Source organism: Nesiotobacter zosterae, from assembly GCF_033843645.1.
GTDB lineage: Bacteria > Pseudomonadota > Alphaproteobacteria > Rhizobiales > Stappiaceae > Pseudovibrio > Pseudovibrio zosterae.
Map to the genome: position 1 here is coordinate 218,429 of NZ_JAWXVZ010000002.1, position 13,767 is coordinate 232,195.

At 54.5% G+C, this 13,767-nt stretch carries 15 protein-coding genes and 4 tRNA genes; 18 read left to right on the plus strand and 1 reads right to left on the minus strand.

What is annotated here, in order from left to right:
* Positions 1-108 precede the first annotated feature (108 nt).
* The 3 genes from Q3Y58_RS03925 to Q3Y58_RS03935 all read left to right on the plus strand — a co-directional run bounded on the left by Q3Y58_RS03925 (position 109) and on the right by Q3Y58_RS03935 (position 1,425).
* Positions 109-384, plus strand: a complete 276-nt coding sequence (locus Q3Y58_RS03925) for an HU family DNA-binding protein (RefSeq protein WP_274216604.1) — start codon at positions 109-111, stop codon at positions 382-384.
* 238 nt (positions 385-622) lie between these two features.
* Positions 623-698: transfer RNA gene (locus tag Q3Y58_RS03930), tRNA-Val, on the plus strand.
* A 232-nt stretch (positions 699-930) separates the two neighbouring features.
* Positions 931-1,425 carry a hypothetical protein gene (locus Q3Y58_RS03935; RefSeq protein WP_319621120.1) on the plus strand — a complete coding sequence of 165 codons (495 nt, stop codon included), beginning with the start codon at positions 931-933 and terminating at the stop codon, positions 1,423-1,425.
* 104 nt (positions 1,426-1,529) lie between these two features.
* On the opposite strand, the gene Q3Y58_RS03940 is transcribed toward Q3Y58_RS03935, so the two are convergent.
* Positions 1,530-2,561 (minus strand): peptidoglycan-binding domain-containing protein, encoded by a 1,032-nt coding sequence (locus tag Q3Y58_RS03940; RefSeq protein WP_319621122.1) that lies wholly within the window; start codon positions 2,559-2,561, stop codon positions 1,530-1,532.
* Between the two features lie 365 nt (positions 2,562-2,926).
* On the opposite strand from Q3Y58_RS03940, the gene Q3Y58_RS03945 reads away from it, so the two are divergent.
* From Q3Y58_RS03945 to Q3Y58_RS04015, 15 genes are all read left to right on the plus strand, one after another.
* Positions 2,927-3,003, plus strand: a tRNA-Asp gene (locus tag Q3Y58_RS03945).
* 41 nt (positions 3,004-3,044) lie between these two features.
* Positions 3,045-3,121, plus strand: a tRNA-Asp gene (locus tag Q3Y58_RS03950).
* Between the two features lie 43 nt (positions 3,122-3,164).
* Positions 3,165-3,241 (plus strand) — tRNA-Asp (locus Q3Y58_RS03955).
* A gap of 537 nt (positions 3,242-3,778) precedes the next feature.
* Positions 3,779-4,144: an NADH-quinone oxidoreductase subunit A gene (locus Q3Y58_RS03960; protein ID WP_274216607.1), complete on the plus strand. Its 366-nt coding sequence runs from the start codon at positions 3,779-3,781 to the stop codon at positions 4,142-4,144.
* Positions 4,135-4,719 carry a NuoB/complex I 20 kDa subunit family protein gene (locus Q3Y58_RS03965; protein ID WP_319621124.1) on the plus strand — a complete coding sequence of 195 codons (585 nt, stop codon included), beginning with the start codon at positions 4,135-4,137 and terminating at the stop codon, positions 4,717-4,719. The genes Q3Y58_RS03960 and Q3Y58_RS03965 overlap by 10 nt, the downstream gene beginning before the upstream one ends.
* A 58-nt stretch (positions 4,720-4,777) precedes the next feature.
* Positions 4,778-5,380: an NADH-quinone oxidoreductase subunit C gene (locus tag Q3Y58_RS03970; protein ID WP_319621125.1), complete on the plus strand. Its 603-nt coding sequence runs from the start codon at positions 4,778-4,780 to the stop codon at positions 5,378-5,380.
* Between the two features lie 11 nt (positions 5,381-5,391).
* Complete coding sequence (locus tag Q3Y58_RS03975; protein ID WP_274216610.1) at positions 5,392-6,582, plus strand: NADH-quinone oxidoreductase subunit D; 1,191 nt, start codon at positions 5,392-5,394, stop codon at positions 6,580-6,582.
* Positions 6,582-7,388 carry an NADH-quinone oxidoreductase subunit NuoE gene (gene nuoE, locus Q3Y58_RS03980; RefSeq protein WP_319621127.1) on the plus strand — a complete coding sequence of 269 codons (807 nt, stop codon included), beginning with the start codon at positions 6,582-6,584 and terminating at the stop codon, positions 7,386-7,388. Before Q3Y58_RS03975 ends, nuoE begins: the two co-directional genes overlap by 1 nt.
* 3 nt (positions 7,389-7,391) lie before the next feature.
* On the plus strand, positions 7,392-8,690 hold the full coding sequence (nuoF, locus tag Q3Y58_RS03985) for an NADH-quinone oxidoreductase subunit NuoF (RefSeq protein ID WP_274216613.1): 1,299 nt from the start codon (positions 7,392-7,394) through the stop codon (positions 8,688-8,690).
* Positions 8,691-8,693: 3 nt separating this feature from the next.
* Positions 8,694-9,044 carry a pentapeptide repeat-containing protein gene (locus Q3Y58_RS03990; protein ID WP_319621128.1) on the plus strand — a complete coding sequence of 117 codons (351 nt, stop codon included), beginning with the start codon at positions 8,694-8,696 and terminating at the stop codon, positions 9,042-9,044.
* A complete protein-coding gene (nuoG, locus tag Q3Y58_RS03995) occupies positions 9,041-11,137 on the plus strand; it encodes an NADH-quinone oxidoreductase subunit NuoG (RefSeq protein WP_319621129.1) in 2,097 nt (698 codons plus the stop codon). Before Q3Y58_RS03990 ends, nuoG begins: the two co-directional genes overlap by 4 nt.
* A gap of 11 nt (positions 11,138-11,148) precedes the next feature.
* Positions 11,149-12,198: an NADH-quinone oxidoreductase subunit NuoH gene (gene nuoH, locus Q3Y58_RS04000; RefSeq protein ID WP_274216616.1), complete on the plus strand. Its 1,050-nt coding sequence runs from the start codon at positions 11,149-11,151 to the stop codon at positions 12,196-12,198.
* A gap of 11 nt (positions 12,199-12,209) precedes the next feature.
* The gene (locus Q3Y58_RS04005) at positions 12,210-12,452 is read left to right on the plus strand and encodes a hypothetical protein (protein WP_319621130.1); all 243 of its coding nucleotides are present in this window, start codon (positions 12,210-12,212) and stop codon (positions 12,450-12,452) included.
* Between the two features lie 30 nt (positions 12,453-12,482).
* Complete coding sequence (gene nuoI, locus Q3Y58_RS04010; RefSeq protein WP_274216619.1) at positions 12,483-12,971, plus strand: NADH-quinone oxidoreductase subunit NuoI; 489 nt, start codon at positions 12,483-12,485, stop codon at positions 12,969-12,971.
* A gap of 85 nt (positions 12,972-13,056) precedes the next feature.
* Positions 13,057-13,671, plus strand: a complete 615-nt coding sequence (locus tag Q3Y58_RS04015) for an NADH-quinone oxidoreductase subunit J (RefSeq protein WP_319621131.1) — start codon at positions 13,057-13,059, stop codon at positions 13,669-13,671.
* Positions 13,672-13,767 lie beyond the last annotated feature (96 nt).

Below are 13,767 nucleotides of genomic sequence, written 5' to 3' on the forward strand. Positions count from 1 at the left end.
AGTTTTCTGCGGTTTTCTTCTTGATTTGCTGGTCAAATGCCGTGAATGTCCGGTCAAGGAGTGCAATACGAATCTGGCATTCCAGGTGAATTTTGGAAAGGAACAGTCATGAACAAGAATGATCTGATCGGCGCCGTTGCTGAAAAAACCGGCCTGACAAAAGCGCAGGCAGGTGAAGCCATTGAAGCTGCTTTCGAAGCAATTACCGATACTCTGAAGGGCGGCGACGAAGTTCGGATCATCGGCTTCGGCAACTTCTCTGTTTCTGAGCGTGCAGCAACTGAAGGCCGTAATCCTCGCACCGGCGAGACCATCCAGATTCCAGCTTCCAAGACTCCTAAGTTCAAGGCTGGTAAGGGTCTGAAGGACGCCGTAAACGCTTAATCCTCGCGTTTTCGAGCTTTTAAAAACCCTGTCCGCTATGGTGGGCAGGGTTTTTTGTTTGCCCTGTTGAAATTCTTTGGCGGGAATATCTTATATATTTCAATGCTGTGGATGAATGGCGGCTAACGATGGTTTTGCACAGGAAGGGGAGTGGTAAATTCGTTTTTGGTCTTGCCAAGCCGAAGCAGGTTGGATACATACCGCTCCATCGACGACGCGCCGAGCGGCGCAGCGGAGAGGGCGATTAGCTCAGTTGGTAGAGCGCTTCGTTTACACCGAAGATGTCGGGAGTTCGAGTCTCTCATCGCCCACCATTCATTTGGAACCGGAAGCCAGGCGGCTCTCCGGTTTTTTTTGTGTCTTATCCCTTTTGCGGGATGGGCAGGCAACTTTCCCCTTGGTTATCTTTGTTGGATGCCGCTCTTCTTGTGGCCGAGTTAAATCGGTTAGAAGCGGGCTGCGGTTGACGCGCCGGTGCGCAATCCTTTGCGGGGTGCGGCCGGTTAAGAACAATGACGAGGTCACGCCAAGGAGGAGGGGCTGTCCATGTCAGGCCAAAACGCCAGTCTACGCGATTCCGAAAACAGAGTTGTGCCGCCGGTTACCATGTCGGTAGTCGGAACGGTTTTGTTGGCAGGTTTCGCTGCCGTAACCATCTGGGAGATTTGGGCGCGGTTCATTACGCCCATGCTCATTGGTGGTCCCTTGCAGACTGAGACGCTGATCCAGTCGGTTTTCCATTTCAACGATTTCTTTATCGCTGAAGCCATCCATCTGATATCTGGAATATTACTTTATCCGATTGGCTATCTATTCATCGTGCGCCCAATCTGGAAAAAGGTAGCACCGTCTTTGCCATGGTGGTTTGTCGGCTTGGGCTACGGTGTGGTGCTCTGGATCTTTGCGCTTTATGTGATGGCGCATCTGGTTGGAGGGCTGCCAGCGTTCCTGAACTTCATTCCGCTCACATGGGCCTCGTTGGTGGGGCACATGCTGTTTGGCTTCGTAACGGCTCTTGTGGCGCTCCTGAGAAGGTCTTAGCGCATCCCAGAGCCCAGTCCCCCCGAGTTGGGGGACATAAAAGCCGGAGGTTGGGAGGCCTCCGGCTTTTCTTTTTTGGGTCTTTGCTAATCGGCTGGCGGAATTCAGAATTTCAATTCTGTCGGCACCGCGTTCGTTTCCTCAAAAATTCCCGCTCCTGATTCTTGTTCATGCAGAATCGGTGCGCTGTCGTAGAGAAGAATCTGTGTGCGGGTCACAATTGGGTCGCCCGACAGCTCGATCCCTGCATAGTCAGCACAGGCCTGTGCAGCTGCGCCAAGAACGTTAGGATCTGCCGGCGCGTTGGAAACCGGTGCGACCACCGACAACATGGGTGTTTCCAGTTTGGCCTGGCAAGGCGTGCTTGATGAGAGAGACATGGTCTCTTCGTCAATCAGGGTAGGGTATGTATCTCGCATACGATTGACGAGTGCTTCCCGCGGCACCTCGGTTTTGAAGTTCAAATCGCGGTAGATCATATAGATGGTGTCGTTGACCGTCGCGACTTCGATGGCATCAACCATGGTGTCCAGGTCAGCTGAACACCGCACGTAGGTCTGGTCTCCTTCGCAAGTCTGGTAGCCTTCGCTCTCCAAAAACGCGATTACATTTTCTTCGCGCAGGCCCGGCGTTAGTCCGTGAATGGCAGGTGGTGCGGTTTGCAGGGCGCCTGCGCGCGTTGTGTCCTTCTCATCTGACGGCAGGTCTGATTTGCCGACAGGAATGGAGCTGGTGCTCTCTGCATTGTTGGTTGGTGTCGTCAGCTGATAAAGGAGGGCGAGTTCCTCATCGTTCAGCGTGCCGGTTGGCGGGAAGCCTTTATCTGTTTGAAAGGCGTTGATGGCGGCCCGCGTCTTTCGTCCCACAATGCCATCTGGTGTGCCTGCGTTATAGCCGAGAACGTTCAAGCGGTTTTGAATGTCCCGGTTTTGCTCTCGCTGCGGGTTGCTCGCCTGTGGGATGGTTTGCGGCGGAGCGGATGGTTTGCGGGTTACCTTGTCGTAGATTGTTTTGCCGATCGCGCCCACGCCCACGCCGACCAGAAAATCACCAGCCCCAGCCAGTGCCGTAGATGCGGAAAGTGTCAGGCCCAGAGCCATGGCCACCGCTCCGGATACCTTTGTTCCTGTTCTCATCTGTGCCTCACCTCGAAACTCAAATGGCCGGATGAAAGCTGTTCCGGCGCCCCTCTTGTGAATGGCCACTATTATATTACGGGTACACTGGAAAGTCTCAGGGCAGGGGCGGATTCTCTTCCACCCGCGGCCTTGATCAAATTTGTGTTTTGCCAGTTTTCCAGCAGGGCATTGAGTATAAACAGCTAATTCGTTTTTTTTGACGGGTGTTTTTCCACATGGACACGCCATGGGAGAGGTGATTTGCACAGAGAAATGACGATTATGAGAAAAATCTGAGAAACGGCATTTGAGGGCGCTTGACTTGTGGCCGTGCACGCCGTACATCAGCGCCACCTCAGGACAACACAACGTCTTCGAACGAAGCGGGTGTAGCTCAGTTGGTTAGAGTGCCGGCCTGTCACGCCGGAGGTCGCGGGTTCGAGCCCCGTCACTCGCGCCATTCTTTCTAGGGTGTTGTGAGCTTGAGAAACATATCTGAGAGCGGGTGTAGCTCAGTTGGTTAGAGTGCCGGCCTGTCACGCCGGAGGTCGCGGGTTCGAGCCCCGTCACTCGCGCCACTCCTTCATAGAGGAGGCATCTCAGATAGAAAAAATGAAATGGGCGGGTGTAGCTCAGTTGGTTAGAGTGCCGGCCTGTCACGCCGGAGGTCGCGGGTTCGAGCCCCGTCACTCGCGCCACTCATTTCACCGAAAAAAGCGCGGTCAGCTTAAAACAGCTGCCGCGCTTTTCGCGTTTTACTGGCTGTACTCATGCATTCCTCCAATACAGCGCGCTCGAAATATTTTATCGATACGAATTTATACCTTACTTAGCGGCAGTATGAGTAAGTTTACTCATTACTGGAATCTGAACGCATGTTTGAGTCTATTGAATTGAGGGATTCAACCGCTGGGGGAAAACTTTATTTAGCAAGCTACTAATAACATGAATAAAAAACTCATATATTTTCAAATCCCTGAATTGAGCCATTTTTGGCCATTGTTTGGTAACTGGTCAGTAGATGTAAGTCTTCTATATATGGGTGTATACTGATTTACTCCTTCTGGGGGTCTTGCGCTCTTGGAGGGGCTAAGTTAATCGTGCGTGCAATGCATAGCGGTCTGGTCTGCACCTTGGGTCGGGCACCTCCAACTTACGCGTGTTGACTTTCATTGCTTTTGCACAAATTAGCTTTTGGGCTTCGATAGCCCCATGCGCAGGGATGCAAACGAAAGATGGAAGAGCTCCTAAGGGACTATGTCCCAATCGTGGTCTTTATCGGTGTGGCTCTGGTCATTGGTCTGGCGTTGCTGATTGCACCGTTTGTACTGGCTTACAAAAGCCCCGATTCAGAAAAACTCTCAGCTTATGAGTGCGGCTTCAATGCGTTCGACGACGCGCGCATGAAGTTCGACATTCGCTTCTACCTTGTCTCCATCTTGTTCATCATCTTCGATTTGGAAGTTGCTTTCCTCTTTCCGTGGGCCGTTTCTTTCGGCGATCTCGGCTGGTTCGGCTTCTCGTCAATGATGATCTTTCTTGCCGTGCTTACGGTCGGCTTTGTTTATGAATGGAAGAAAGGGGCACTGGAATGGGATTAAATCCTGACGGAGCCCGTCCAATGGTTGCTCAGCAGCCAAAGGGCACTCTGGATCCGAATACCGGCAAGCCTGTTGGTGCTGACGATCCGTATGTCATGGACATCAACAGTGAGCTTTCAGACAAGGGCTTTCTGGTCACCTCATCAGAAAGCTTGATCCAGTGGGCGCGCACCGGCTCCCTCATGTGGATGACCTTTGGTCTGGCATGCTGCGCCGTTGAAATGATGCAGATGTCCATGCCGCGTTATGATGGTGAGCGGTTCGGCTTTGCGCCACGTGGTTCTCCTCGGCAGTCTGATGTCATGATTGTCGCAGGCACCCTTACGAATAAGATGGCTCCGGCGCTACGCAAGGTCTACGACCAGATGCCTGAGCCGCGCTATGTGATCTCCATGGGTTCCTGCGCAAACGGCGGTGGCTACTACCACTACTCTTATTCAGTGGTTCGCGGCTGTGACCGTGTAGTGCCCGTCGACATTTACGTGCCAGGTTGTCCTCCAACTGCGGAAGCGCTGCTTTACGGTGTGCTGCTTCTTCAGAAAAAGATCCGCCGCACAGGCACAATCGAAAGATAAAAGTAGGCGCGGGAAGCCGCGCCTTTCCCCCGAAGGTCCAACGGACAGGAAAAGGTTCATGGACGAGACGCTCACAGAACTGGGTGACTATATCGAGGCCAAGCTGCTGGATGAAGTCAGTAGCTGGTCAGTGACTTATGGCGAGCTCACAGTTGTGGTGCCCGCAGAGCGCATCGTGAAGGTGTTGCGTTTTCTGCGTGATGACGCCCGCTGTGGCTTTATTGCCCTTGTCGACATTTGTGGTGTGGACTGGCCAGCCCGCGAGAAGCGGTTTGATGTGGTCTATCACCTTCTTTCTCCGCGCCAGAACCAGCGCATTCGCGTAAAGGTTGCTGCTGCCGAGGGCGAGTTGGTGCCTTCTGCTACCGCAATCTATCCCGGAGCTGATTGGTTCGAGCGCGAAGCCTACGACATGTACGGCATTCTGTTTTCTGGCCATCCTGATCTTCGTCGTCTTCTGACGGACTACGGCTTTGATGGTCACCCTCTGCGCAAGGACTTCCCGCTGACTGGCTATGTGGAAGTTCGCTATGACGATGAGCGCAAGCGCGTCGTTTATGAGCCTGTGCAGTTGAACCAGGAATTCCGCAATTTTGATTTCCTTTCACCGTGGGAGGGCACCGATTACGTGCTTTCTGGCGATGAAAAAGCATCGAACTGAGGCGAGTACTGATGGCTGAGGCTCAGGTCCGCAATTTTAATATCAACTTTGGTCCGCAGCACCCTGCGGCTCACGGTGTGCTTCGTCTCGTTCTTGAACTGGATGGGGAAGTGGTGACCCGTGTTGATCCGCATATCGGATTGTTGCACCGGGGCACCGAAAAACTCATCGAGCACAAGACTTACCTTCAGGCTGTGCCGTATTTCGACCGCCTTGATTACGTGGCGCCGATGAATCAGGAGCATGCATTTGCTCTTGCCGTTGAGCGCATGTTGGGCATCGAAGTGCCACGCCGTGGTCAGCTGATCCGTGTTCTCTACTCAGAGATCGGCCGTTTGCTCTCTCACCTTCTGAACGTGACCACACAGGCCATGGACGTTGGTGCGCTGACGCCGCCGCTTTGGGGCTTTGAACCACGTGAAGAGCTGATGGCGTTTTATGAGCGCGCCTGTGGTGCTCGTATGCACGCAGCTTATGTTCGTCCGGGTGGCGTGCATCAGGACCTTCCGCAGGATCTGGTGGATGACATCTGGGAATGGTGCGATCCGTTCCTTCAGACCCTTGATGACATTGAGGGGCTGCTCACAGACAACCGCATTTTCAAGCAGCGTAACGTTGATATTGGCGTTGTGTCGCTGGAAGACTGTTGGGCTTGGGGCTTTTCCGGCGTGATGGTTCGCGGTTCGGGCGCAAAGTGGGATCTGCGCAAGGCGCAACCCTATGAGTGCTATGAGGAAATGGAATTTGACATCGCCATCGGCAAGAACGGCGACTGTTATGACCGTTATCTGATCCGCATGTTCGAAATGCGCCAGTCGATCCGCATCATGAAGCAGTGCCTTGAGCGCCTGAACATGGATAGCGGCCGCGGGCCAATTTCCTCTACGGATGGCAAAATCGTGCCGCCGAAGCGTGGTGAAATGAAACGCTCGATGGAAGCGCTCATCCACCACTTCAAACTCTACACTGAAGGCTACCATGTGCCGGAAGGCGAGATTTATGCCGCTGTTGAAGCGCCCAAGGGCGAATTCGGCGTCTATCTCGTGTCTGACGGCACCAACAAGCCTTACCGCTGCAAGATCAAGGCGCCAGGTTATGCGCACTTGCAGGCCATGGACTTTATGTGCCGCGGGCACATGCTGGCCGACGTTTCCGCCGTGCTGGGGTCCCTTGATATCGTATTCGGGGAGATTGACCGATAATGTCAGTGCGTCGTCTTCATCATGAGCAGCCAGAGAGCTTCGAGTTCACACCTGAAAACCTTGCATGGGCCAAGAAGGTGATTGAACGCTACCCGGAAGGGCGTCAGGCGTCTGCTGTCATCCCAATCTTGTGGCGTGCGCAAGAGCAGAACGAGGGCTGGGTCAGCGAGCCGGCAATCCGCGCGGTTGCTGAACTGCTGGATATGCCGAACATTCGCGTTCTGGAAGTTGCAACGTTCTACACCATGTTTCAGCTTCAGCCGGTGGGCAAGAAGGCTCACATTCAGGTGTGTGGCACCACGCCATGTCAGCTGCGCGGAGCCGAGGGCCTGATCAAGGTCTGCAAGAGCAAGATTGCCAGCAAGGCACACGAGCTTTCAGAGGACGGTAACTTCTCTTGGGAAGAGGTCGAGTGTCTGGGCGCATGTTCCAACGCGCCAATGGTTCAGATCTTCAAGGATACTTACGAAGATCTGACCGAAGAGACTTTCACGCAACTCATTGATGACATCGCGGCGGGCAAGCCGGTTGTGCCAGGTCCTCAGAACGAGCGTCGTTTTGCAGCGCCGGAAGGTGGCCCAACAACGCTGTCAGAAATCAAAGATGAGACCCTTGGCGGAGATCCGCAGCCACAGATCGTTGATGGCTCCGTGAATGCCACCGAGGATTATGCTGGTCTTCACATCAACAAGGGTGGCAAGGGCTACACTGGCGTTCCGCGTCCAGCGCAGGAAGGCGTGGATGTGGCCAAGAAGGCCTTTGAAGCACAGCAAAAGGCCAAGCTGGCCGAACAGGGCGAGGGATAAGGGATGCTCCAAGATCAGGATCGTATCTTCACCAACCTCTATGGACTGCATGATTGGGGCCTGGAAGGCGCCAAAAAACGCGGTAGCTGGTCTGGTACAAAAGACATTCTGACCAAAGGGCGCGAGTGGATTGTCGAGGAAATGAAGGCTTCCGGTCTTCGTGGTCGCGGCGGTGCGGGCTTCCCGACTGGTCTCAAGTGGTCCTTCATGCCGAAGCAGAGCGATGGTCGTCCGGCATATCTGGTTGTAAATGCCGACGAATCCGAGCCCGGTACCTGTAAAGACCGTGAAATCATGCGTCATGATCCTCACCATCTGGTTGAAGGGTGTTTGCTCGCAGGTTTCGCCATGGGTGCGATTGCTGCATACATCTATGTGCGCGGCGAATTCATCCGTGAACGTGAGCGCCTTCAGGCGGCAATTGATCAGGCCTATGACGCTGGCCTTATCGGCAAGAACAACGTTCATGGTTATGACTTTGACATCTACGTTCATCACGGGGCAGGGGCTTACATCTGCGGCGAAGAAACTGCGCTGCTTGAGAGCCTTGAAGGCAAGAAGGGCCAACCGCGCCTGAAGCCACCGTTCCCGGCAAACATGGGCATCTATGGTTGCCCGACCACCGTGAACAACGTGGAATCTATTGCTGTTGCCCCTTCAATTCTCAAACGTGGTGCGTCCTGGTTCTCCGGCATGGGCCGTGAGAACAATGCGGGTACCAAGCTGTTCTGTATCTCCGGTCACGTGGAACGTCCATGTACCGTTGAAGAAGAGATGGGCATCAGCTTCAAGGATCTGATTGAGACTCACTGCGGTGGCATCCGTGGTGGCTGGGACAACCTGCTTGCGGTCATTCCCGGTGGTTCTTCCGTGCCTTGCGTTAAGGGCGAAGACATGAAGGATGCCATCATGGACTTTGATGGCCTCAAGGATGTGGGGTCCTCTCTTGGTACAGCTGCGGTGATCGTCATGGATAAGTCCACCGACATCATCAAGGCAATCGCCCGACTTTCCTATTTCTACAAACACGAGAGCTGCGGCCAGTGTACGCCTTGTCGTGAAGGCACTGGCTGGATGTGGCGTGTGATGGAACGGATGGTTAAGGGCGAGAGCTCCTATGAAGAGATCGACATGCTCTTCAAGGTCACCAAGCAGGTAGAAGGTCACACGATCTGTGCCCTTGGTGATGCGGCTGCCTGGCCAATTCAGGGATTGATCCGAAATTTCCGTCCTGTAATCGAAGACCGCATTGATCAGTACGTGGCGCGTTCGAAGTCCGCCACAACGATTGCAGCGGAGTAGGGCATGAAGGTCGAAGGAGAAAAGCATCGTCTTACTGCAACGGGGTGCGATCTGTCTGGCTCTATGTTTGTTGACTGCAACCTTTCAGGGCTAAGTTTCAACGACGTGAACCTCTCAGGCGCTGCCATTGACGATGCGAACCTCTCCGGATGGTCTGTGTTTAACGCAAACATGTCGGGTTGGTCCGTTGATCAGGCCAATCTCTCAGGGATGCGGATAAAGAATGCCAATTTGGCAGGCTGTGACATTTCCGATAGCCGCTTGATGGGCATGACCATTGATGGAATTGAAGTGACTGAGCTTCTGGAAGCCTATGAGCGCCAGCAAGCAAGTGGTAAGGACGCCAACGCATGACCAAGATTGTCGTCGACGGCAAAGAAGTTGAAGTTCCAGCGGAATATACGCTGCTGCAGGCTTGTGAAGAAGCGGGCGCTGAGGTGCCGCGCTTTTGCTACCATGACCGGCTGTCCATTGCTGGCAACTGCCGCATGTGTCTCGTTGAGGTGAAGGGGGGACCGCCAAAGCCGGTTGCATCCTGCGCCATGAACGTGCGCGACATGCGTCCGGGCCCAAATGGTGAGCCTCCGCAGGTGTTTACCAAAAGCCCGATGGTCAAGAAGGCTCGAGAAGGTGTGATGGAGTTCTTGCTCATCAACCACCCTCTTGATTGCCCGATCTGTGACCAGGGCGGTGAGTGTGACCTGCAGGATCAGGCGATGGCCTATGGCGTGGACAGCTCCCGTTTTGACGAGAACAAGCGTGCGGTTGAAAACAAGTACATCGGCCCACTTGTAAAGACCGTGATGACGCGTTGCATTCACTGCACACGCTGCGTTCGCTTTACGACTGAGGTGGCGGGTGTTTCGGAGCTGGGGCTAACGGGCCGCGGTGAAGATGCAGAGATCACAACCTATCTGGAAAGCGCGCTTTCCTCTGAGCTTCAAGGCAATGTGATTGACCTGTGCCCGGTTGGTGCGCTCACCTCCCGTCCATACGCTTTCAATGCACGGCCTTGGGAGTTGACCAAGACCGAAGGCGTTGACGTGATGGACGCTCTTGGCTCTGCCATTCGCATTGACACCCGTGGCCGCGAAGTCATGCGCATCATGCCGCGGACCAACGAAGCGGTTAACGAAGAGTGGATCTCGGACAAGACCCGCTTCATCTGGGATGGTTTGAAGACACAGCGCCTTGATCGCCCATATGTAAAGCGTGATGGGAAGCTTGGGGCTGCAAGTTGGCAGGAAGCCTTTGAGCTGGTTGGCGATAAAGTGAAGGCTGCGGGCGGCGCACGGGTAGGTGCGATAGCTGGTGATCTTGCATCCGTTGAAGACCTTTATGCGCTCAAGAGCCTTATGACCTCAATCGGATCGGCAAATTACGACTGCCGACAGGATGGTGCGCAGCTTGATCCACGTCTTGGCCGTTCAACCTATCTATTCAATACTATGGTCGAAGGTATTGAAGACGCTGATGCAATTTTGCTGGTTGGCGCGAACCCACGCCATGAGGCGGCGGTTCTGAATGCCCGCATTCGCAAGCGCTATGTCGCAGGACAAATTCCGATTGCACTCATCGGGCAAAATGTGGACCAGACCTACCCGGTTGACTATCTGGGTGCTGGAACAGATACGCTTGCAGAACTGGTTGCCGGCAAGGGGGCTTTCTTCGAAACGTTGAAGAAAGCAGCCCGTCCGATGATCATTGTCGGTGAGGGCGCTGTTGCCCGCGAAGACGGTCAGGCAATTCTTTCTGCGGCTGCCAAGTTGGCCCAGTCTGTTGGTGCCTTGGCTGACGAGTGGAACGGTTTCAACGTTCTTGCGACGGCTGCGAGCCGGGTTGGGGGGCTCGACATTGGTTTTGTCCCACAAGAGGGTGGCTTGACGACCGGCGGCATTCAAAATGCAGCAGGCAAAGGCGAGTTGGACGTTGTCTTCCTGCTCGGTGCTGATGAGCTGGACATGGCTTCTTTCGGTGATGCTTTTGTAGTTTACATCGGTACCCATGGTGATCGTGGTGCGCACCGCGCCGACGTGATCCTTCCTGCAGCTGCATATACTGAAAAACCTGGCACCTATGTGAACCTCGAGGGCCGCGTTCAGCTTAATCCACGTGCTGCGTTCCCTCCGGGAGATGCACGTGAAGATTGGGCTATTCTGAGAGCGCTTTCCGCCCACACAGGTCAGGCGCTACCATTTGATAGCTTTAATGATCTTCGCAGTGCGCTTTACAAGGATCATCCGCATCTTCTGGGTGTGGACCAGATCGAGAAGGGCGCAAGCGCTGACATTGCCAAGCTCGCTGAGCTGGGCGGCGACATGCAGGGCTCCACCTTCGTGTCGGCTGTAACCGATTATTACATGACAAACCCGATTGCACGCGCATCGGCGGTGATGGCGGAGTGTTCTCAGCTCGCCAAGTCACGGTCGCTTGAGGCGGCAGAGTAGGGGCGGGGGATATGGCTGAATTTTGGACCGACTACGGTTTCCCGTTCATCATCATGTTGGCGCAAAGTGCGCTGCTGATGGTGGTGCTTCTATTGATCGTCGCTTACATCCTTTACGCAGACCGTAAGGTCTGGGCAGCAGTTCAAATCCGCCGTGGTCCTAACGTTGTGGGTCCTTGGGGGTTGTTCCAGAGCTTCGCGGACCTTTTGAAGTTCGCTCTCAAGGAACCCGTTATTCCAGCAGGGTCGGACAAGTTCCTGTTTTTGTTTGCGCCGCTGATTACAGTCATTCTCTCATTGGCCGCCTGGGCCGTGATCCCGGTGGCTGATGGATGGGTGATTGCTGACATCAATGTGGGCATCCTTTACGTCTTTGCAATATCTTCCTTGGGTGTTTACGGCGTGATCGTTGGTGGTTGGGCATCCAACTCCAAGTATCCATTCCTGTCCGCACTACGCTCTGCGGCGCAGATGGTTTCCTATGAAGTCTCGATTGGCTTTGTGATTGTAACCGTTCTGCTGTGCGTAGGTTCGTTGAACCTCACCGATATTGTCGAAGCGCAACAGACCGGCCTTGCCACCATGTTGGGCGTGCCGTGGCTGACCATCTTGAACTGGTTCTGGCTGCCGTTGTTCCCGATGTTCGTTGTGTTCTTCATCTCCGCGCTTGCTGAGACCAATCGTCCTCCGTTCGATTTGGCTGAAGCTGAATCCGAGCTGGTTGCGGGTTTCATGGTCGAATACGGCTCCACCCCATACATGATGTTCATGCTGGGGGAATATGTGGCCATTGCGCTGATGTGTTCTTTGACGACCATCCTGTTCATGGGTGGATGGTTGCCACCACTGGACATCGCGCCGTTCACCTGGGTGCCGGGGTTTGTCTGGTTCTTGCTCAAGTCGCTTCTGGTGTTCTTCATGTTCGCCATGGTGAAGGCGATGGTTCCACGGTACCGCTATGACCAGCTGATGCGCTTGGGTTGGAAGGTCTTTCTGCCGCTCTCGCTGTTCATGGTGTTCGCAGTCGCTGCGGTATTGATGGCAACCGGCTGGGCACCATAAGGGGTTCAGCGGTGATTGAACTGACACTGGCTGGTGCCATTGGTGCGGCGCTTGGAGCCTACATCGGGTGGCTGGACTGCAAGATCCTTTGGGGGACATTGCAGGCAGCTGTCACGAAACGAAAGCAGACCGGTGCACCAAGTGCTGCTTCCCTGGAACGGGCAGAGCCGCACCTGCGCAAACTGATATTTGTCATAACGATGTTTGGGTTTCCCATCATCGGATTTCTCGCCGGACAGACCATTGCCGGATGAGACCTGTCGTTAAGGAGAGGCTTTAGAGCTATGAGACTCGATCAGGCCGCAAAATCGTTGCTTTTGAAGGAGTTCGTCTCGGCGTTCTTTCTCGCCATGCGTTACTTCTTCAAGCCGAAGCCGACGATCAATTATCCGTTCGAGAAGAACCCGACAAGTCCGCGTTTCCGCGGAGAGCATGCACTGCGCCGTTACCCCAATGGGGAAGAACGCTGCATTGCCTGCAAGTTGTGTGAAGCGATCTGCCCAGCACAGGCGATCACGATCGAGGCTGGGCCACGCCGTAACGATGGCACCCGCCGCACAACACGCTACGACATTGACATGACCAAGTGCATCTACTGCGGCTTCTGTCAGGAAGCTTGCCCGGTTGATGCAATTGTTGAGGGGCCGAACTTCGAGTTTGCCACTGAAACCCGCGAAGAGCTGTTCTACGACAAGGACAAGCTGCTCCAAAACGGGGACAAGTGGGAGCGTGAAATCGCCCGCAATATCGAAATGGACGCACCGTACCGCTAAGTCGCGGACGGGGATAACTTTCGCCCTCTCAGTGCCGCTTTCGGGTGGCTTTGAGGCGGCACACTTAAGGACAAAGGCAACCCTAATGGTTTTGCAGGCCCTTTTCTTCTATCTGTTCGCCGGGATCGCCGTGGCGTCTGCCTTCATGGTCATTGCCTCCCGTAACCCGGTGCATTCCGTCTTGTTCCTGATCTTGTGTTTCTTCAACGCAGCAGGGCTGTTCATCCTGATCGGCGCCGAGTACCTGGCCATGCTTTTGGTGGTTGTGTACGTGGGTGCGGTGATGGTGCTGTTCCTGTTCGTTGTGATGATGCTGGATGTTGACTTCGTCGAGATGCGCCAGGGCTTCCTGCAATACCTGCCTGTAGGGGGATTAATTGGCTGCATTCTGCTTGCCGAACTCCTGATGGTGGTGACTGGTTGGGTTATCGCGCCGCAAATTGTCGGCGAGGGCGCTCTGCCGATTGCCCCTGCTGGCGATGTGCAGAACATTCGGGCGATCGGTGATGTGCTGTACACGCACTACATCTACTTCTTCCAGGCTTCAGGTCTGGTGCTACTGGTTGCGATGATCGGGGCGATCGTTTTGACCTTGCGCCACAAGGAAGGCGTGAAGCGTCAGGACATTTCTGAACAGGTTGCGCGCGGCCCGGAAACCTCCATCGAGGTGGTACAGGTCGAGAGCGGCAAGGGAATTTAAGTTGCGCTGATTTTGCGTTGCTTTGAAAAAAACGCGTACATACCCGGTCGAGCGGTCTCCATCCAGACCGGGTTCACTCAAAAACTTACGGGGAGC

Excerpts from the sequence above, each read along its gene's own strand:
- Q3Y58_RS03970 (WP_319621125.1), top strand. The coding sequence starts at position 4,778 with ATGGACGAGACGCTCACAGAACTGGGTGACTATATCGAGGCCAAGCTG.
- Q3Y58_RS03960 (WP_274216607.1), top strand. The coding sequence starts at position 3,779 with ATGGAAGAGCTCCTAAGGGACTATGTCCCAATCGTGGTCTTTATCGGT.
- Q3Y58_RS04015 (WP_319621131.1), top strand. The coding sequence starts at position 13,057 with ATGGTTTTGCAGGCCCTTTTCTTCTATCTGTTCGCCGGGATCGCCGTG.
- nuoI (WP_274216619.1), top strand. The coding sequence starts at position 12,483 with ATGAGACTCGATCAGGCCGCAAAATCGTTGCTTTTGAAGGAGTTCGTC.
- Q3Y58_RS03935 (WP_319621120.1), top strand. The coding sequence starts at position 931 with ATGTCAGGCCAAAACGCCAGTCTACGCGATTCCGAAAACAGAGTTGTG.
- nuoF (WP_274216613.1), top strand. The coding sequence starts at position 7,392 with ATGCTCCAAGATCAGGATCGTATCTTCACCAACCTCTATGGACTGCAT.
- Q3Y58_RS03975 (WP_274216610.1), top strand. The coding sequence starts at position 5,392 with ATGGCTGAGGCTCAGGTCCGCAATTTTAATATCAACTTTGGTCCGCAG.
- Q3Y58_RS03925 (WP_274216604.1), top strand. The coding sequence starts at position 109 with ATGAACAAGAATGATCTGATCGGCGCCGTTGCTGAAAAAACCGGCCTG.
- Q3Y58_RS03940 (WP_319621122.1), bottom strand. The coding sequence starts at position 2,561 with ATGAGAACAGGAACAAAGGTATCCGGAGCGGTGGCCATGGCTCTGGGC.
- Q3Y58_RS03965 (WP_319621124.1), top strand. The coding sequence starts at position 4,135 with ATGGGATTAAATCCTGACGGAGCCCGTCCAATGGTTGCTCAGCAGCCA.
- Q3Y58_RS03990 (WP_319621128.1), top strand. The coding sequence starts at position 8,694 with ATGAAGGTCGAAGGAGAAAAGCATCGTCTTACTGCAACGGGGTGCGAT.
- nuoH (WP_274216616.1), top strand. The coding sequence starts at position 11,149 with ATGGCTGAATTTTGGACCGACTACGGTTTCCCGTTCATCATCATGTTG.
- nuoE (WP_319621127.1), top strand. The coding sequence starts at position 6,582 with ATGTCAGTGCGTCGTCTTCATCATGAGCAGCCAGAGAGCTTCGAGTTC.
- nuoG (WP_319621129.1), top strand. The coding sequence starts at position 9,041 with ATGACCAAGATTGTCGTCGACGGCAAAGAAGTTGAAGTTCCAGCGGAA.